General features: G+C 40.3%; 13 protein-coding genes. 2 read left to right on the top strand and 11 right to left on the bottom strand.

All coding sequences use genetic code 11. The features are described 5' to 3' along the window. Positions 1 to 130 precede the first annotated feature (130 nt). The 4 genes from HMPREF2637_RS08950 to HMPREF2637_RS08935 all read right to left on the bottom strand — a co-directional run bounded on the left by HMPREF2637_RS08950 (position 131) and on the right by HMPREF2637_RS08935 (position 12,241). Complete coding sequence (locus tag HMPREF2637_RS08950) at positions 131 to 4,684, bottom strand: glycoside hydrolase family 70 protein (RefSeq protein ID WP_064524662.1); 4,554 nt, start codon at positions 4,682 to 4,684, stop codon at positions 131 to 133. Between the two features lie 426 nt (positions 4,685 to 5,110). After that, complete coding sequence (locus HMPREF2637_RS08945; protein ID WP_064524664.1) at positions 5,111 to 9,637, bottom strand: glycoside hydrolase family 70 protein; 4,527 nt, start codon at positions 9,635 to 9,637, stop codon at positions 5,111 to 5,113. Between the two features lie 267 nt (positions 9,638 to 9,904). Next, a complete protein-coding gene (locus HMPREF2637_RS08940; RefSeq protein ID WP_064524666.1) occupies positions 9,905 to 10,927 on the bottom strand; it encodes a glycosyltransferase in 1,023 nt (340 codons plus the stop codon). A 33-nt stretch (positions 10,928 to 10,960) separates the two neighbouring features. Then, positions 10,961 to 12,241: a carbohydrate-binding domain-containing protein gene (locus tag HMPREF2637_RS08935; RefSeq protein ID WP_064524668.1), complete on the bottom strand. Its 1,281-nt coding sequence runs from the start codon at positions 12,239 to 12,241 to the stop codon at positions 10,961 to 10,963. A 320-nt stretch (positions 12,242 to 12,561) separates the two neighbouring features. On the opposite strand from HMPREF2637_RS08935, the gene HMPREF2637_RS08930 reads away from it, so the two are divergent. Both HMPREF2637_RS08930 and HMPREF2637_RS08925 read left to right on the top strand, forming a co-directional pair. Further along, positions 12,562 to 13,341, top strand: coding sequence for a polyphosphate polymerase domain-containing protein (locus HMPREF2637_RS08930; protein WP_064524670.1), 780 nt, complete (start codon positions 12,562 to 12,564; stop codon positions 13,339 to 13,341). Then, entirely contained in the window at positions 13,334 to 14,017 is a 684-nt protein-coding gene (locus tag HMPREF2637_RS08925) for a DUF4956 domain-containing protein (RefSeq protein ID WP_064524672.1), read from the top strand. The genes HMPREF2637_RS08930 and HMPREF2637_RS08925 overlap by 8 nt, the downstream gene beginning before the upstream one ends. 135 nt (positions 14,018 to 14,152) lie before the next feature. Here HMPREF2637_RS08925 and HMPREF2637_RS08920 read toward each other — a convergent pair whose 3' ends face one another. The 7 genes from HMPREF2637_RS08920 to hisB all read right to left on the bottom strand — a co-directional run bounded on the left by HMPREF2637_RS08920 (position 14,153) and on the right by hisB (position 18,530). Continuing rightward, a complete protein-coding gene (locus tag HMPREF2637_RS08920; RefSeq protein WP_064524674.1) occupies positions 14,153 to 14,947 on the bottom strand; it encodes a hypothetical protein in 795 nt (264 codons plus the stop codon). Positions 14,948 to 15,154: 207 nt separating this feature from the next. Beyond that, positions 15,155 to 15,469 carry a phosphoribosyl-ATP diphosphatase gene (hisE, locus tag HMPREF2637_RS08915; protein ID WP_002884043.1) on the bottom strand — a complete coding sequence of 105 codons (315 nt, stop codon included), beginning with the start codon at positions 15,467 to 15,469 and terminating at the stop codon, positions 15,155 to 15,157. Positions 15,470 to 15,477: 8 nt separating this feature from the next. After that, entirely contained in the window at positions 15,478 to 15,816 is a 339-nt protein-coding gene (gene hisI, locus HMPREF2637_RS08910) for a phosphoribosyl-AMP cyclohydrolase (protein ID WP_008534361.1), read from the bottom strand. Then, on the bottom strand, positions 15,813 to 16,571 hold the full coding sequence (gene hisF / locus HMPREF2637_RS08905) for an imidazole glycerol phosphate synthase subunit HisF (RefSeq protein ID WP_037600580.1): 759 nt from the start codon (positions 16,569 to 16,571) through the stop codon (positions 15,813 to 15,815). Before hisF ends, hisI begins: the two co-directional genes overlap by 4 nt. A gap of 1 nt (position 16,572) precedes the next feature. After that, positions 16,573 to 17,292 carry a 1-(5-phosphoribosyl)-5-[(5-phosphoribosylamino)methylideneamino]imidazole-4-carboxamide isomerase gene (hisA, locus tag HMPREF2637_RS08900; protein WP_070840002.1) on the bottom strand — a complete coding sequence of 240 codons (720 nt, stop codon included), beginning with the start codon at positions 17,290 to 17,292 and terminating at the stop codon, positions 16,573 to 16,575. A 48-nt stretch (positions 17,293 to 17,340) separates the two neighbouring features. Beyond that, a complete protein-coding gene (hisH, locus tag HMPREF2637_RS08895) occupies positions 17,341 to 17,949 on the bottom strand; it encodes an imidazole glycerol phosphate synthase subunit HisH (protein WP_070839999.1) in 609 nt (202 codons plus the stop codon). Beyond that, positions 17,946 to 18,530 (bottom strand): imidazoleglycerol-phosphate dehydratase HisB, encoded by a 585-nt coding sequence (gene hisB / locus HMPREF2637_RS08890; protein ID WP_002888923.1) that lies wholly within the window; start codon positions 18,528 to 18,530, stop codon positions 17,946 to 17,948. Before hisB ends, hisH begins: the two co-directional genes overlap by 4 nt. Positions 18,531 to 18,549: the final 19 nt, after the last annotated feature.

The raw sequence follows: 18,549 nt of genomic DNA, 5'->3' as shown, positions 1-18,549 counted from the left end.
ATGACTTTTTTACCATCTTAATATTAAATTAAAAATCCGTCATGTAAGCGACTTGAAAGGGTATTTTTCAAAAAGAACCTTTTCCTAGAAAATATAAAAAAGAGAACCGAAGTTCTCCTTTTTAAATCTATTAGTTTAACACTCTAGGTGGGTAAGCAATACCAGTCTTATCAAAGTAAACGTAGATTCCTGGTTGGATTTCTATCCATGTGCTGATGGCTTTCTTACCACTATCACCATAGTAATAGCTAATACGACCATTGCCAGCAGTTACCGTTTGTCCTTTTACTTGTTTACCATCTTTAGCGAAGTAATAGGTATCAGCACCGATTTTAACTTCACCAGTTACTGTCTTACCATTAGAACCAACATAATACCAATTGTTATCACCTGTTGTGAAGAATTCATTAGTCAAACGTTCACCTGTTGCAGCATCGTACTTGCTATAGGTACCATCTGCATTCTTAACAACGCCACCTTTAACTTGACTTCCATCTTCTTTAAAGTAGAGGTGTTGTCCATTGATAACTTGAGCACCTGTAACAGTCTTACCGTCAGCGCCTGCATAGTACCATACATTTCCATCAGTTGTGAAGAATTCGTTAGTAACTAATTCTCCAGAACCTTCTTTGTACTTACTATAAGTACCATCTGCATTCTTAACAACGCCACCTTTAACTTGACTTCCATCTTCATTAAAGTAAAGTTTTTGACCATTGATAACTTGAGCACCTGTAGCGGCAACACCATTTTCATCAAAGTGATACCATTTACCTTCAATGTTTCTCCAAGTGTTCTTGATAGCATTACCAGTGTGTGCGTCAAAGTAATAAGTTTTACCTTTAAAGGTTACTAATTTATCTTTAGCTTGGAAACCGTCTTCTCCAAAGTATTGTGTGAAGCCATCAATAACCGTAACACCTTTGGCCATGACACCTTCATTAGTGAAGTAACGGAATTTCACAACCTTAGACTCTTTACCGTCTTTAGTTTCAGTAACATCAAATTTAGTGTAACCGCCCTTATACATTTGACCCTTAGTGTTGTAAAGGTAGGTATTACCATTAGCATCAACATAGTAGGCATTACTCAACATGATACCGTTTGGCAAGAAACGATAAACGTCTTTACCATTTGGTGAGTATTCACCGTTTGTAATCATGTGACCACGAGCATCGAAGTAATAGGTGTTACCATTGAAGGTTACAAAGGCAGATTTAGCTTGAGTACCACTTGTACCGAAGTAAGTGATTCCCTTACCATCACTTGAGAATCCAGTAACAACCTTTTCTTTACCTGTCAATTGAAGAGGAATGAAGTTACCATCTTTAGTGACTGTGAAGTATTTACCAGTTGCTTCATCGCTAAGTACATAGCCAACACCACGTTCAAGAACGTTTGTTCCGTTGAAGTATTCAGCCTTCCATTGTTTCAATTTAACAGAATCATCAATTGGTTTACCAGTTGAGATGATGTTTACCTTGAACATTTCAGGGTACTTAGCTTTAAGCTCAGCCAAGAATTCACCACCGTATTGAGCTTGGTAATCTTTGCCTGATGACTTAGTGTTAGCCACATAAAGTGAATGATCGATGATAGCGTCTGCAATTTTACGGCCGGCACCATCAGTACGAGTTGCTGTTACAACTTCTTTACCTGGCAATTGGTAAATTTGGTCTGGAACCCAGTCAGCGATTGCTTGGATACCAGCCTTGTGAAGTGCTTTAAGAGCATCACGTAAATCTTCTTTAGAACCGTATTTATTGTTCTTACTCATAGCAAGATCGTAACGGTCTGCAAAAGCATAACCATTTTGGATAACTGAGTCAAGGAAGGTACCATCGTCAGCAGAAACAAATTGAGGTGCCATTTCAAATGATGTTACGCCCCATGATTTGAACAAATCAACATTTTCAGCAATCTTACGGTTAGTATAAACTGAAGGATCTGAACCATCTGGAATAGTTTGGAAGTTAGAGAAACCTTCGTAGATCAATTGTGAATCATAAGCTTCAGTCGCTTTAAGAGTCAACTCTCCAGCTTTTTTAGCTTCTGTTGAAGGTGCTACTCGGATATCTTGATCATCTGAAGCTCCAACTGGAACCCAAACTGCTACGAAACCAGACATATCAAAGGTTTCATAACCCTTAATGTCATTAGCACCGAAAGTCAAGACACCATTGCTGTCTGTTTCTTTCACATAACCTGCTGCGATTGCATCTGCATCAGATGTAAAGTTCTTGATACCATCAGCTGTACCAACAATCAAAGCACGGTATTTTTGGTTGGCATGGATTTTACCCATTTCAACGTTTAGCTTAGCTGACTGATCCAAAGTCAATTTTGGATTGTTTGCTACAAGTGTCACCTGACCAGATGTACGGCTGTATTTAGAACCTTCTGTATCATCAGCTGTCATGATGTCTTTACCATAACGTACTGAAGCATAGACTTCATTTGTACGGTAGAGTTCAACATCTGAATTGTCCATCTTACCATCAGTTGGCAACCAGTATGAACGTTGAGCTTGTCCACCAGATACATACTTGATACGATTCTTCATCAAGTTAACGATGGTATCGTAATATGGAGACTTAGTTTCCATGTAATTACCATTATCTGTATAAAGGTCTCCATAGTAGACACGAGTGATTGTTTCCATGTTTTGCAACATAACAGCGTATGCTGCTGGGATGTTGTTCAAGGTATATTTTTTGTTGCTGCTGAGCATGTCTTTGTTATAAATCTCAAAGGCTTTCTTCATTTCAGCATCAGTGATTGTGAAACCATCTGATTTTGGATTGATTTCTTTCTTGATGATTTCAGCAATAATATCTTGAACGTTATTATCATGGGCACGGATAAAGACGTAGTTTCCTGACGCATCTCCGTATTTCTCGTTGTATTTACCGATTGTAGACTTTTTAACTGTTCCGTCTTCGTTATAGGCCTTGCTTCCATCTTTGTTAATCCAATCAGTCTTTTCATCACGTTGTGTCGTGTTGAAAGTATTGTTATACAAAGGACTTACAGCCGGTGTACGTTCTTTGATTGGTTTAGCCAATGAGAAGAGGAGAGCCAAACGTTGTTTGTTTTCCATGGCAAGCGCAGCGCCATCTGTCTTGTCATTGTAGTGGTTGTCATTAAGACTCCATGCTTCAAGGACTGAGATGTGAGCAAGAGCGTTTGCTTCAGATTTGTTAACACCATAGTACTCACGGAAGTAGTTTGTGTAGAGTTGAAGCATGTCTGCATCGACATTATCTACCGCGTCGACACGGATACCATCGAAGTTAGCATCCTTGTCACCCATAACGATTGAACCCCAGTTCATAAGGTAGTGGATTTGGTTCAATTGTTCCGCTTGAACAACTGGGTTTGATAAATCTACGTCATTAGCAAGCAAGAAGTCGAAACCACCCATGTGGTTTGGATCTGATTGCTCATCAAGAACCGATTTATCAATTGTACCAGTCTGGTTAGTTGCTGTACGGTTCAAAAGACGATAATTAGAGTTCGCCCATGGTGTACGTGAATCATTTACATAAAGAAGGGCACCACCTTGAAGGTGATCTTCGCCGCCACCTTTAGAGTAGTTTTCAGTTTCTTTGTTCCATTGTGGTTGTGTCTTAACAAAGGCAGAGATAGTTTCACGCAACCATTGTGTTGATTTTTCAGCCTGAATCTTTTGTTCAATCTTAACTTGGATATCCTTAGCAGCAACATTCAAAGTTTCTTGCTTATCTGTGCTAGTGTATTTAGCATCCAAGTTAAATACTTTAGACATGTAGTTCAAGTAGTTAACTTGTGTATCTACATTTGGCCACCAAGCCATCAAAAGTGGACGGAAATCTTCTGCAGTTGATGCTTGCCAAGTTACACCATCTTTGATGATAGAAGCTGGACGGTACCAGCTATCTGCAGTCAAATAACCATCAATCAATTCAAAGCTAGCTTCAGATGAATCGTAGGCACGGTTATTTATTGAGAAACCATCAACAATATTTGTTGTTCCTGGTGTGAAAGAGTATGTTGATGAGCTTGTAAGGGCACCATCTTTACCGAAGTAAAGCAATTGACCATTTACAGTAATGGCAAAGTTTTCTTTGTGTGAACCATCTTCATTAACATAGTAATATTTACCATCAATGTTTTTGATGTTTTTCAAGGAAAGCGCAGCTTCTACTTCTGAATCTTTCAAAGCAGCTTCTGGCGCTTTAACTTCTGTGTTTACAACTTCAGCCTTCACTGTTGCTGGTTGTTCTTCTGCTTTTTCAGTTGTAACAGCTGGTGCATCTGTTGTCACAACTGCTTCTTTATTTGGAACAGCTGCCACCGCTACATCAGAAGTTGTTGCTGTTGTAGCTGCTTCAGCTGTTGCTTGTGTGTTCGTTGTAGTTGCTGTTTCGACGGCATTTGTTTCTTTAGCAGGCGTTAAAACATCTGCTTCTTTTGTATTTGTACGTTTATCGACTTCTTTGGTTGCTTCTGTAGAAGTAACTAAATCGGCTGTTGTATCTAAATTTGGTTGAGTTACTATCTTATCTTGAGTTTCATCCGCTGAAACTGAAGATGTTGTTGCAGACAATCCTCCTACGACAGTAGCAAGTGCTGCAGAGGCAACTGCAATTGTGACCCATTGCTTCTTAACTTTATGAAGCTTATAGTGTACCTTATTTTCCATTATAATTTTCCCCGTGATTTTATTTGTCAAAATCAGACTGAAATCTATCCGATTTCAAACAATTACATTATATCATTATTTTCTAACTATTTCTCGAATTAATTGTTTTTTTATAAATTATATGTAACATAACAGCAACATTAGAAAAGTTTTGTAACACACCTATTTCATAGGCTTTCAATTCTCATTTTCATATCATTTGATAAGTAAAACTATTTTCTATAAAAACCACTAAAACCCTTGATACAATGGCTTTTACAACGATTCTGACTCAAAATTGATATTTGTCAGATTTTTTTCTTTAAGGAGCAAAAAAAGGCAAAATTTCTTTAAACGATTCTCGTTTTCAAGAAATTTCACCTATAAATTCATGTCAAATCATATCGTTTTTCACTTAATCTCTCAGATTAAGATTAGATTGATTGATTATTTATCAAAATCAGCATAACCATTTTCATCGAAGAAGACAGTCTTACCGTCTTGGAAAGTGATCCATGTGTTTGTCACACGTTCTCCAAGAACTGATTCGTAGTATTCCACTCCTTTTGGTGTGCTGATTGGGCTACCTTTAACTTGACGTCCCAAATGATCAAAGTAATACTCTTTACCATCGATATTTTGGCGTCCTGTTACAGCCTTACCATCTTTGAAGTAGTACCAAACATTGTTACCAGTTGTCAAGAAACGGTTATTGAGACGCTCCCCTGAATCTTTATCATAGTATGAAAGTGAACCGTCAGCATTCTTAACAAAGTCACCTTTAACTTGGCTACCATCTTCTTTGAAGTAATAGTTTTTACCGCCAATGCTATAGGCACCTGTCACGATTTCACCATTATCTTTGGCATAGTACCATGTCTTACCACCATCAAGAGTGAAGAAATCAGATTTGACTTGGCTTCCATCAGCATTGAAGTAATAGTTAAGGTGGTCAATTGTTTGACGACCTGTGGCGAGGTTACCATCCTTATCAGCATGGTACCACTTGCCGTTTACTTCGAAGAACTTGTCTTTAACCTTGTAACCATTATCTACAGTGTAGTAGCTAATCTTGCCATTTTCAGTAACAAATTCACCTTTAACTTGGGCACCATTTGCACGGAAGTAGTATTCGTGACCATCCAAAGTAAGGGCACCTGTCACATTTTTACCAGCTGCATCACGGTAGAACCATGTTGAGCCATCTGTTGTGTAGAATTCACCCTTCTTAGCTTGTGCATAGCCTTGATCATTGAATTCATACCAGATACCATCGATTTCAGCCCAACGATTTGTGTAGGCATTACCTGAATTTTTATCGAAGAAGTAGAGTTTTCCGTCTGGAGTAACATACTTAGTACCTTTAGCTTGGAAGCCATTTTCATCAAAGTATTGCAATCCTCCACCAGCATAAGTCAAGCCAACAGCCATTTCTCCAGTTGGTGAGAAATAACGGAATTTAGCTTCTGTTTCTGAAGTACCTTCTTTCGGTACATCGAATACAAAGTAACCATCTTTGTACTGCTCACCAAAGCTACCAAAGTAATAATATTTACCATCCTGTTGATAAATAGAATCACGAAGCTGGATACCGTTTGGCAAGAAGAAATAAGTCTTACCATCGATATCTTGACGACCAGTTAACATATAACCTTCTTTATCGAAGTAATAGTAATTTCCAGCATATTTAATGAAGGCATTCTTAGCTTGGAAACCACTATTATCAAAGTAGGCCATACCCTTACCATCATAGTAGAAACCTGTCTTACCACCTTGATCTGTCAAAGGTTTTGGCAAGAAGATACCATTATCAGTAACTTGATAGTAGCGACCAGTAGCATCGTTGCTGAGAACATAACGACTACCACGACCAAGGATATTAGTACCATTCATGTACTTAGCAGACCATTGCTTGATTTTAACAGATGGATCAATCTTCTTACCAGTTGATATCATCACATCTTCAAACAACTGTGGATATTTCTTTTGGAGCTCATCAAGGAACTCACCACCATATTGAGCTTGGAAGTCCTTACCTGATGATTTAGAATTTGCAACATATAAAGTGTTATTGATATAAGCATTGGCCTTTGGAGTACCATAACTATTAGCACGTGTTGCTGTTACAACTTCTTTTCCTGGTAATTGGTAAAGTTGATCTGGTACCCAGTCAGCAATTGCTTGAATACCTTGCTTGTGAAGGGCTTTAAGTGCATCACGAAGATCTTCTTTAGAACCGTATTTGTTATTCTTGCTCATGGCAAGGTCATATCGGTCAGTAAAGGCATAACCATTTTGGATAACAGAATCAAGGAAGGTACGGTCATCAGCCGATACAAATTGAGGAGCCATCTCGAATGATGTGATTCCCCATGACTTGAAGAGTTCTGCATTTTCTGCAATCAATTTATTAGTATATTGGCTATCTTTTTCAACAAAATCTTGGAAGTTTGAGAAACCTTCATAGATAACTTGTGAGTCCAATGCTTCAGTAGCAGAAAATGTCTTGTCAAGTTTCTTATCTGAACCTTTAACACGGATATCTTGGTTATCAGGCGCACCTACTGGTACCCAAACACCAAGATAACCTCTCATATCAACAGTTCGATACCCCTTGATTTCATCTCCACTGAAAGTCAAGTTCCCTTCAGCATCAGTGTATTTAATTTTTCCAGCTGCTGCCGCATCATTTTCGTAAGTGACAATTCCCTTATCAGTACCAAGAAGTAATGGACGGTAGGCTTGGTTAGCATGAAGTTTACCCATGTTAACTTTCAAAGTACCATCACCCAGTGAGAAATCCTGATTATTGGCAATAAGTGTCAACATACCAGAATGTTTACTTGTTTCTGCTACACCCGTAGTTTGGTCAGCAGTCATAATATCTTTACCGTAACGAACAGATGACAAGATTTCTTTTCCATTGAACGTGTCGACTTTCATCGATTGTCCACCTGAAACATATTTCATACGGTTCTTCAAGAGCGTTGTGATAGCATCGTAGTAAGGAGACTTGGTAGCCATATATTGGCCGTTATCCGTATAGAGATCTCCATAATAAACACGAGTTACCTGCTCCATATTTTGAAGAATCAAAGCATAGGCAGCTGGAATATTGTTAATAGTATAACGTTTTTCTGCCTTCTTCATATCTTCATTATAGATTTCAAAGGCACGTTTCAATTCAGCATCAGTCATGGTATAACCATCTGATTTTGGATTGATCTCTTTTTGAACAATATCACGAATGATATCTTGAACAAGGTTATCATGAGCACGTGCAAAGATATAGTTAGCTTGTGTATCTCCATACTTACTATTATTTGTACGGTCTGTCAAACTGCTAGTAATCAAATCTTTCAATGAAGAGCCCGATCCATAAAGTGCACCCATAATTGCATAACGAAGGTTATTATCCATGGCAAGGGCTGCACCATCATGTTTTTGATTATAAGCATTATCATTTAAATCCCAAGCCTCAAGGATAGAAATGTGAGCAAGAGCATTGGCTTCAGATTTATCCACACCAAAGGCTGCACGGAAGTAGTTTGTATAAACTTGAAGAAGGTCTGCATCAACATTATCAACTGCATCAACACGGATACCATCAAAGTTAGCATCCTTATCACCCATAACAATTGATCCCCAGTTCACAAGATAGTGAATTTGGTTCAACTGCTCAGCTTGCACAACTGGATTTGAGTTATCAACGTCATTAGCAAGTAGGAATTCATAACCACCCAAGTATCTTCCTGTACCATTTAGAGAACCATCTTGGTTACTTGGTGTACGGTTAAGCAAACGGTAATCAGAATTTGCCCAAGGTGTCTTATCATTATTGACATAAAGAAGAGCTCCCCCTTGAAGGTGGTCAGCAAGGGTATAGTTTTCAGTTGTAGTATTCCACTGGTCTTGTTCTTTCACAAAAGACTCAATTGCTTGACGAAGCCATTCAGTTGATTTTTTAGCTGAAATTTCTTGTTCAATCTTAATTTGAATTGTCTTAGCTGCTGCATTCAATTCTGATTGACTTTGGCTGGTTGAATAAGTTGCGTTAAGGTTAAAGTGTTTAGAGAAAGTATTGAGGTAGGCAACTTGTGTGTCTACATCAGGCCACCATGCCATCAAAAGTGGACGGAAGTCTTTCTCAGTTGATACACGCCATTTTTCACCATTTTCCAAAATAGTGACTGGACGATACCAGCTGTTTGGTGTCAAGTACCCATCTACCAACTCGAAGCTTTCTTTCTTAGAATCGTAAGCACGGTTATGTGAAGAGAAAGCATCAACTAGATTAGTTGTACCTGGTGTGAATGAGTGTGTTGATGTGCTTGTCAAAGCACCGTCTTTACCGAAGTAAAGCAACTGGCCATTGACAGAAACAGCAAAGTTTGTTTTATAGGAACCGTCTTCTTTGACATAGTAGTACTTGCCATCAACTTTCTTGATGTTGTCCAAAGAGAGCGCTGCTGTTTCTTCTTTTTCAGTCACACCAGATTTTGGTTTTTCAGCTACTGTAAGCGTCGTATCTGTCGCTGTAGCTGCATTTGCTGGTGTGTCTGTAGCACCATTAGCTACGGCCGCACGATCAGTTGCTGCTGGTGTTTCTGTAGCGCCATTAGCTACGGCAGCACGATCAGTTGCTGCTGGTGCTGCCGTATTAGCAGTTGTGTCAGTTGTAGCCGTTGCTGGTGTTGGAGTTGCTACGGTATCTGTAGTTGCTGACTTGTCATTTGTTACTGCTGTAACATCTGTCGTAGCAGTTGCTGCTGGAGTCGCTACTTCATGCGTTTCGACCACAACATCGCTTTCAGCTGTCGTAGTAGCAACTGGTTCTGTTGTTTCATCGGCTGAAACCTTTTGATTAGCTACTGTAGCACCACCTACAATAGAGGCAAGTGCTGCCGAAGTGACGGCAATCGTCACCCATTGCTTCTTAACTTTGTGAAGCTTGTAATGTACCTTTTTTCCCATTTTAGGTCCTCATTTCATTTTCCTAGTTTGAATGAAAATCTACATAATTCAAACAATTTCATTATAGCATATTTTTTTCAAGTATTTGGAAACTTTATCAGACCTTTTAACTTTTTAATCATAATGTAAATTGAAAAATATTTTGACAAATATTAAAAACTACCGAATCTAGAAAACGGTAGTCTTTTTCTATTTTTTAGGAAAGTTTTTAGAAGTCACTGATTAAGCTATCTCTATGCAATCAGTTGGCAATTTTCAAGCCAGCTATTAAGCAAAAACCACGTTATGTTGAACCCTGTAACTGACTAAAAAGAGCAAGGTTTCTGTGACCAATTTTGCCAGAACCAGTCCCAAACCAATGGCAACTAGACTACTAAGTAAGAAATAATTACAAGCCAAGAGGACCAGGACCAACATAAAGTAGCGAACACTCGATCTAAAGAGGGAGCTTGTCGGATTAAAGACCACATTGGCGTTCAGTAGACACTGGCTGGAAGCCGAAATCACACGAGCTAGCACGACCGAAAGGAGCAGATTCTTCGTCAAGGCAAAGAGCACAAATAAGGCTGTTGCATCAATGACTGAGGCCAAAACGGCCGTGCCAGAGAACTTTAAAAAAGGGCTGTAAATACGGATGGAATCACGAATGGGCCGAAAGTGCGAGCTTTTATTTTCCTCCAGATAAACGGTCTCGATAGGAACTTCAGAGATTTGGTGGCCTGACTTTTTGGCTTCAAGCAACATATTAAACTCGTACTCGAAACGATTGCCATCCAGATTAAGAAGCCATGGAATCAGGTCGGTTGACATGCCTCGAAGCCCTGTCTGAGTATCTGTGACTTTCTGACCAGTTACTAGACGGAAAAGTCCAGCAGTCACCTTATTCCCAAAGCGACTACGTGCTGGCACCTTACCAACAAAGGCACGCGCACCCAAAACAAGATGACTTGGATTTTCCTCGGTTGCCTTGGCCACACGGACAATATCCTTAATCAGATGTTGACCGTCACTGTCAACTGTGACAATAGGTTGAGCCGAAAGGTGCTGACCGACTACTTCTTCTTGAATGTGCGCAAAGGCTGTCTTGAGAGCTGCTCCCTTTCCTTTATTGACAGGATGGGTAAGGACAGTCGCTCCAATAAAAGCCGTTTCGTCGTAATAGTCGTTATAGCCTGGGCCACTCCCATCATTAACAACAATAATACGGGCTTTAGGGAGTTTTATGGTAATATCTTGAACCACCTGAATCAGGCGTTTGTCTGGTTCATAAGCTGGAATAATAATATACATAGGCACTTCCTTTCTGTTTCATCCTATGACTCTTTAGTGACCTCCTCCAAAGCCACCTGGTTGTCCACCACCTTGGGGACCACCGCCACCTTGAGGGCCACCGCCGCCAGGCATTGAGTTTTCAATCTTAGTTTGTTTCTCACCATTGATAGTAATGTCACCACCGGTATAGGTCGCTGAACCATCAAAGTCAAAGCCAGACTGACCAGTCAAATTGATCGTTCCACCCGATACAATAATATCTCCGTTAGAATCGATTGGGTCGGTATCACCCTCGCCAACCTCAACATTTAGGGTTCCACCGGTCATCTTGAAGAAAATCTCACTTTGACTGGCATTAGCATTGGCCGCATTAACACCATCATCCGTTGCATAGACATCGATATTTCCACCATTGATGGTCACAGATTTACCTTCGATACCTTCGGTTGATTTTTCAACCTTGTAAGTACCACTATCAATAATCAGGTCCCCGGACGCATGAATACCGTCGTCACCAGCCTTAATGGTCATGGTATTGTCAGACAGATACATGGTACCTACTGAGGTGTCGTCATCATTATCGACCTTAACACCATCTTCTTCCGCTTCAATGGTCATAGTTGTTCCTGTGATGTTGAGTTCATCATTGACATTGAAGGCATCACCGACTGAGGAAATCTTATAGGTACCGCCAGTCATATGAAGGCTGTCATTGGCTTTAATACCGTTATTTTTCTTGGCATCAATGTTTAGAGTACCTGAACCGTTAATGGTCAAATCTCCTTTAGAAAAAATCACAGCATCCGCATCTTCATCACTATTAGAACTTGAATCAGAAAGTGTATTTGTAGTGCCATCTTTAAGTGTCAGATAGACATGACCAGCTTTTGTGGCATTGATTGCTGCATTTGTATTTGTCATGGTAGCACCATCTAGAACAATATGGACATCGTCTGAATCTCCAGCGTCTACCTTGATTTGCACACCATCGGATTTTCCTGAAATGACGTAGGTCCCAGCTTTGGAGATGGTTACAGTTGAACCTGATAGGGCTGCACCATCACCTGAAACATCCGCAGATGAGCCTGATAACTTAATCTTAGTAGCTGAGCTTTCGTTATAAGAGGTATCAGAATCTTTAGAAGTAAAGTAGTTGCTGTTGCTCTTATTTGTTTTCTTACTGGTCGTTGATGTTACAGCACTTGTTTTTGATGTAGTGCTTGACGTCGTCCCAGTTGACTGACTGCTTGATTGACTACAAGCTGTCATGACTGTTAGAGCAGTCGCACAGGTCAATAAAGTCGTCCATTTTTTTAGTTTTTTTGATTTCATATTTTTTCCTCTCGGGTTCGTTTGGATGATTACAGTTTACGGGACTTACCTAAAACAATTCTAAAGGTTAACTAAAACTTATCTTAAGTTAAGTTTGGTGAAAGTTTAGCTTAGGAAAACTTTCAGAAAAGTCCCATAGACTAATAGGCGAGCAAGTAAGTGCTTTATAGAAATAATACATTTGCTCTCAACTTTTCTACTATAAAAAAAGAATTAAAACAATAAGTCGACTGTTTGAAAATAGATGTTCCTGCAACAGATTCCCTATTTTCCTGGGAGTTGCTTTACGGCTTTGTATCTTATCTAAAAAGGAGTTTTTCATGGTTAAACAATTGGAAACACGTTTTAAACGTATTGAAACAAAATATGTGGTCTCAAAGGACAATCTTGAAGACCTACTCGCTGATCTTAAGGAGTATTTAGTGGAGGACGATTATCCGACTTCTACCATTTCAAATATTTACTTTGATACGGATAATTTTGACGTCATCCAAGATGCCCTAGATGGTAATCACCGTCAAGAGAAAATCCGTATGCGTACCTACCTAGCCAATCCTAAAATTGATAGTAAGGTCTTTCTGGAGGTCAAAGCTAAAGATGAGGAAGGAATTGGACATAAGTTTCGTCTCGTTTCAACTCCACTTGCCATCACTAACTTGATGACAGATGGTAAGAATAATGGTCAAATCACTGATCGTCAGCTCTTACAGGATATCCACCACTTACGTCAACGCTATGATGAAGGTCTCAAACCTCGTATGTATATCTACTACGACCGTTTTTCGATGAAAGAAAAAGAGACTATCCAAGGCTATTCCTATAATAAAGTTCGTGTTACCCTAGATCAAAATCTGACTTACCGTGATGAAGACGTCAGTCTCTTTAAGGGAAATCATGGGTTTCCCCTTCTTGATGAAGATACGATTATCATGGAAATCAAGGCACCTGGCAAAAAGCCTGACTGGCTTCAAGCTATCTTAGACAAACATGGTTTGGAAGAGCAGAAATTCTCAAAATACAGCTGTGCCTACCATAAATCTCAAGGTCTAGACTACGGACCACGTCCAGCACAAGAAAAAGGAGCTGCCGCCTATGTCTAATCTCTTCAATTCTATCTTTAATGATGCGACCGCAACCGCTAGTCCCCTTCAACTCATGCTGGCCTTACTGGTCAGCCTTGTTTTAGGATTGGCCCTAACCTGGACTTACAAATACCGGACCCTCTACACCAGAGAATTTGTCATCAGTTTGACCCTACTTCCATGTTTGATGACCCTAGTTATCTTCCTTGTCAATGGTAGTTTGGGAACCTCTATTGCCGTGGCAGGGACCTTTAGTCTCATTCGTTTTCGTTCAGCGACTAGTGGTTCCAGAGAGCTGATTGCTGTCTTTATGGCTATGATTATTGGTCTGGCATCTGGGACAGGCTACCTCTTACTAGCCGTCCTCTTTACCATCTTCCTTTTGGCTGTTTGGCTTCTTTTGGAAAATCGTCAAAGTCGTACCGACAACCAACGTCGTAGACTCCTGACCATTAACGTCCCTTACCAAGACTTGATTGACCAAAAAATCACTAAAGCCTTACTCAATTTCACAAGCGAATGCGACCTGATTTCCCTTAACACCACAGATGGGGGTGAGACCATGCAACTGGTCTACGAAGTGGACTTGAATCCCCAAGTGGATGACTTCCAATTGACTAATCACCTGATCTCAAGCATTGAAAATTGTGATCTTGCCCTAACCAAAAAAGCTAAAAAGAAAAAGAATTTGTAAGACAAAAAGACATCTCCGACTTATTTCGGAGATGTCTTTGCATGTTTTGAGGTTAGTGTTTTCACTTAGCTGTACCCCCCACTTTTAACGGCCTAGTATGGCAGTCTAGCTTATCGATGAAAATCAAAATACTTTCTAATCATCTTCATCTTGGATAACCTTACCATCTTGTATGTTAAAGGTATAGCCAATATATTCGGAATTGTCATAATAAGCGGAATTTTCTTCATCAGTTGTGAAAAAATAAAATTCGTACTCTCCGTCAGGTAGCTTGCTAGCATCCAGTTTAGTTGCGGCCTCTTCTAAATCTTTCTTGCTAATATTTTTTGAGTCATGTACTTTTATTTCCATAGTGACAAGGTGTTCATCAATCATTGTTTGATAGGGAATTTGATAATAGCCATAAAAATCAGATTTCCCATTTTTACGGTTTTCTTCGGCTAAATGTTTTCGACGATTACCAGCCTCTTGATCTATCGTAGTATGATCTCTGAAAGAGAAATCTTCGATATCAAGGCCTAACGATTGCTTCTTAAGCTCCTTAAAGAGTTTCTGCTCTTCTTTTTTTACAGATTTTTGTTGTAAGTAGCTTTCCCAGTAATGACTTGGGGTCACATATTCTTCACCATTAACTGTCCAGTCCAGGTTAAAAGTAATTTGTGAATCTAATGATATGGTTTGATTATCGTAGGTGTCCTCTGAATAGGTATAATCGACATAAATACCATCTGAATCTAGAAACACCTTTTTGATAAGCTTAACTTGGACCTTTCCCTTAAAACCATTATGAGCCAAGATCTTTTGCGTTTTTTCCCTAGCCTTGAAGTAAGAATTTGGCAGTACAACTTTACAACCAACTAAAAGAATAGAACAGAGGAGGAGAATAGCTAAGCAAGAAAGCTTTAAAATATTAGGAGTATTTTTCTTCATAGGACATCCTTCCTTTCCTCAATGATTTGTATAAATAAGCACACCAAATCCTTCAAATAAAACGAGCTTCTTCACTCATATTATAGCATTTTAAAGCGCTTTCTCATGGTAGTTAGAGGAACAAAATAATTAAAATTCCTCATAGAAAAAAAGCCTGAATCATCACTTCAGGCATTTCTTTTTAGTCTCAATCAGTTGAGATAATCCTCAATAATCTGTTACTTCTTTTCGGTCATGGACATTGCTTTGTTTGCCTTGACGTGCTTTAAGTACGGCTTCAACGTCTTCAGGGCTGACCCCTGTTTCAACGAGCATGACTGCTAGATGATAGAGAACGTCTGCTGTCTCGTTGGCAATTTCTTCTTTATCAGCATTTTTGGCCCCAATCACAACTTCTGTCGCTTCTTCGCCAACCTTTTTAAGAATCTTGTCTAGCCCCTTGTCAAAAAGATAATTGGTATAAGACCCTTCTTTGGGATTCTTTTTACGATCTAAGGCTTCCTTATAAAGTGTTTCTAACATAGCTACTCCTATCTGTCTTGATTGTCATCATAAATATCCGTAAAGAAACAGCTGTAGGCTCCTGTATGACAGGCTGCTCCTTCTTGTTCCACGGCGATAAGCAAGGTGTCCTGATCACAGTCAGTCTTGATGCTTTTAACATGTTGGAAATGACCAGATGTGGCTCCCTTATGCCAAAGCTCATTTCTAGAACGGCTCCAGTAATGCATTTGTTTGGTCTCTAGGGTCAACTGATAGGACACCTCATTCATATAGGCCAACATGAGCACCTGCCCCGTCTTGTAATCGGTCACAATGACTGGTACCAGTCCTCCTTGTTTGTCAAAATCAAGTTTAACCTCTGTCATCGTCTCACCTCAATTCCTGCATTTGCCAAGACTTGTTTGGTTTCGCCTATATTTACCTCACCAAAGTGGAAGATAGAGGCTGCCAGTGCACCAGTCGCTGTTGTCTTTTCAAAGACCTCTACAATGTCCTCAATATTTCCCGCGCCACCAGAAGCGATGATCGGAACATCAACGACTTCCGCCACACGATTTAGCATTTCCAAATCAAAACCAGACTTAGTGCCGTCCTTGTCCATGCTGGTTAAGAGAATTTCTCCAGCTCCCAAGGCGACGACTTCTTGAGCCCATTGGATGAGGTCCCTACCTGTATCCTTACGGCCACCTGCCACAAAGACATGCCAGCTCCCATCAGCCATCTTTTTGGCATCAATCGCAGCCACTACACACTGGTTGCCAAATTTTTGAGCACAATCAGCGATTAGTTGCGGGTTGGCAAGGGCTGAGGAATTGACCGCAACCTTGTCAGCACCAGCTTTAAGCATCTTGTTCATGTCTTCAACTGAACGGATACCACCACCAACTGTGAAGGGGATAAAGACCTGATTGGCAACGCGGCGCACCATGTCAACCGTTGTTTCACGATTGTCTGAAGTCGCTGTGATATCCAAGAAAACAAGTTCATCACAGCCAGCCTCATAGTAAGCACGTGCAGAATCAACAGGGTCTCCAACGTCTGTCAAATTCACAAAATTAACCCCCTTAACGACACGACCGTCCTTGACATCCAAACAAGGAATAATACGTTTTTTAAGCATATTAACCTCCGAAAGACTTGAGTTGGTCTATTGTGATATTGCCGTTATAGTAAGCTTTACCGACAATGGTTCCTGCCACACCAATCTCTTGTAGGTGATCTAAGTCGGCTACTTCTGCAATCCCACCGGAAGCGATGACTTTGGCGGTTGTGAGTTCAGATACCAAACGTTTGTAGTGATCAAGATTGGGTCCTGTCAGTGTGCCATCTCGATCAACATCAGTATAGACAAAGAGGGTTACGCCCATCTTTTCCATTTCCTTGGCCAAGGTAATATAGTCTACATTGCTGGTTTCCAACCAGCCTTCAGTAGCGACAAACCCAGACTTAGCATCAATACCCACAACAATCTTGTCAGCACCAAATTCCTCTAAAGCTGCTCTAACGAAGTCAGGATTTTTAACGGCCATTGAACCGATAATGATACGGTCGATGCCAACTGCCAAATAATCACGAATCTGCTCCAAGGTACGGATACCGCCACCAACTTCGATGCCAAGTCCAGAAACCTTCTTGACCTCTGCAATCAAGTCACGGTTAGTGGCACGACCATCAAGGGCACCATCCAAATCGACGACGTGAATAAATTGAATGCCCGCATCCTTAAAGGTCTTTGCTTGCTCAATAACGTCTGGATTAACAATGGTTTGTTGGTTGAAATCTCCTTTGAAGAGACGAACAGCCTGTCCATCCTTAATATCAATTGCTGGTAGAATTTGCATCTCCCCTACCATCCTTTCTAAGTGAAAAAACTTTGCTCTCAAGAGCTTCTAGGCTTTACATAACCCTGCAAACTTTTCAAGAATACCTAAGCCAATATCCCCTGATTTTTCAGGATGAAATTGGGCCCCATAAACATTGTCTTTATGAATCATGGCTGGTACCTCAATACTATAATCTGCGGTAACATCAATGTATTGACTAGGGACATCTGTGAAATAACTGTGAACGAAGTAGACGGCTTGGCCATCTAAACCATCTGTCAAAGGGCTGGCTTGCTTAACAGCCAAATCATTCCACCCCATATGTGGGACAGGTTGCTCCTTGCTGGCTGGAATAGGACAGCAGACACCTGGAATAAAGCCAAGACCATCTGTTTCTTCATGTTCTAGCCCTTTTTCTGTTAAAATCTGCATGCCTAAACAAATTCCTAAAAGGGGAACTCCCTGTGCGACTGCCTCTTTGATAACAGCTACCAAACCTCTTCGCTCCAACTCTGCCATAGCCGTTGGATAAGCACCTACACCAGGTAAAATCAACCCATCTACAGCTAGGATTTTTTCTTTATCGGCAGACAATTCTGCAGTCACTCCGATTTTTTCAAGGGCACGCAGAACATTTGCAGTATTCCCAGCATCGTAATCAATGACGATAATCATAGCATCCCCTTTGTCGAGTTTACGCCGTGAATGTCAGGATTGATTGTGATTGCCTCACGCAAGGCACGTCCTGTTGCCTTGAAAAGACTTTCTGACTTGTGGTGATTGTTTTTTCCGTGGAGAATCTTGAGATGGAGATTCATCTGAACATTGAAAGCCAAGGCTTGGAAAAATTCTTCTACCAGTTCTGTATCAAAATTACCCAATTTTGGATTATCGAAACTAGCATCAAAGACCAAGAAGCTACGTCCAGACAAATCTAAACTTGCCATTCCGAGGGTTTCATCCATAGGTACAAAAGCCGTTCCATAACGGTTGATTCCTGCTTTATCGCCCAAGGCCTCTTTAAGAGCTTGACCAAGGACAATACCGACATCTTCAACAGTGTGGTGACTATCAACCCAAAGGTCGCCATCAGCCTTAACCACCAAAGACATACGACCGTGGCGGGCAAACAAGGTCAACATGTGGTCAAAAAATCCGACACCTGTTTGAATATCTACTGGTTCTTGAGCATCCAAATTGAGGCTTAACTTAATTTTGGTTTCAAAGGTATTACGTTCAATTTCTGCTTGTCTCATAACTTCTTCCTCTACTCTC

Source organism: Streptococcus sp. HMSC065H07 (assembly GCF_001837325.1).
GTDB classification, from domain to species: Bacteria; Bacillota; Bacilli; order Lactobacillales; family Streptococcaceae; genus Streptococcus; species Streptococcus salivarius_H.
This window is presented reverse-complemented; position numbering and strand designations above follow the sequence as displayed.

What these genes read in the sequence shown, in the direction of transcription:
- HMPREF2637_RS08950 (WP_064524662.1), bottom strand. Translation starts at nt 4,684, where the DNA reads ATGGAAAATAAGGTACACTATAAGCTTCATAAAGTTAAGAAGCAATGG.
- HMPREF2637_RS08945 (WP_064524664.1), bottom strand. Translation starts at nt 9,637, where the DNA reads ATGGGAAAAAAGGTACATTACAAGCTTCACAAAGTTAAGAAGCAATGG.
- HMPREF2637_RS08940 (WP_064524666.1), bottom strand. Translation starts at nt 10,927, where the DNA reads ATGTATATTATTATTCCAGCTTATGAACCAGACAAACGCCTGATTCAG.
- HMPREF2637_RS08935 (WP_064524668.1), bottom strand. Translation starts at nt 12,241, where the DNA reads ATGAAATCAAAAAAACTAAAAAAATGGACGACTTTATTGACCTGTGCG.
- HMPREF2637_RS08930 (WP_064524670.1), top strand. Translation starts at nt 12,562, where the DNA reads ATGGTTAAACAATTGGAAACACGTTTTAAACGTATTGAAACAAAATAT.
- HMPREF2637_RS08925 (WP_064524672.1), top strand. Translation starts at nt 13,334, where the DNA reads ATGTCTAATCTCTTCAATTCTATCTTTAATGATGCGACCGCAACCGCT.
- HMPREF2637_RS08920 (WP_064524674.1), bottom strand. Translation starts at nt 14,947, where the DNA reads ATGAAGAAAAATACTCCTAATATTTTAAAGCTTTCTTGCTTAGCTATT.
- hisE (WP_002884043.1), bottom strand. Translation starts at nt 15,469, where the DNA reads ATGTTAGAAACACTTTATAAGGAAGCCTTAGATCGTAAAAAGAATCCC.
- hisI (WP_008534361.1), bottom strand. Translation starts at nt 15,816, where the DNA reads ATGACAGAGGTTAAACTTGATTTTGACAAACAAGGAGGACTGGTACCA.
- hisF (WP_037600580.1), bottom strand. Translation starts at nt 16,571, where the DNA reads ATGCTTAAAAAACGTATTATTCCTTGTTTGGATGTCAAGGACGGTCGT.
- hisA (WP_070840002.1), bottom strand. Translation starts at nt 17,292, where the DNA reads ATGCAAATTCTACCAGCAATTGATATTAAGGATGGACAGGCTGTTCGT.
- hisH (WP_070839999.1), bottom strand. Translation starts at nt 17,949, where the DNA reads ATGATTATCGTCATTGATTACGATGCTGGGAATACTGCAAATGTTCTG.
- hisB (WP_002888923.1), bottom strand. Translation starts at nt 18,530, where the DNA reads ATGAGACAAGCAGAAATTGAACGTAATACCTTTGAAACCAAAATTAAG.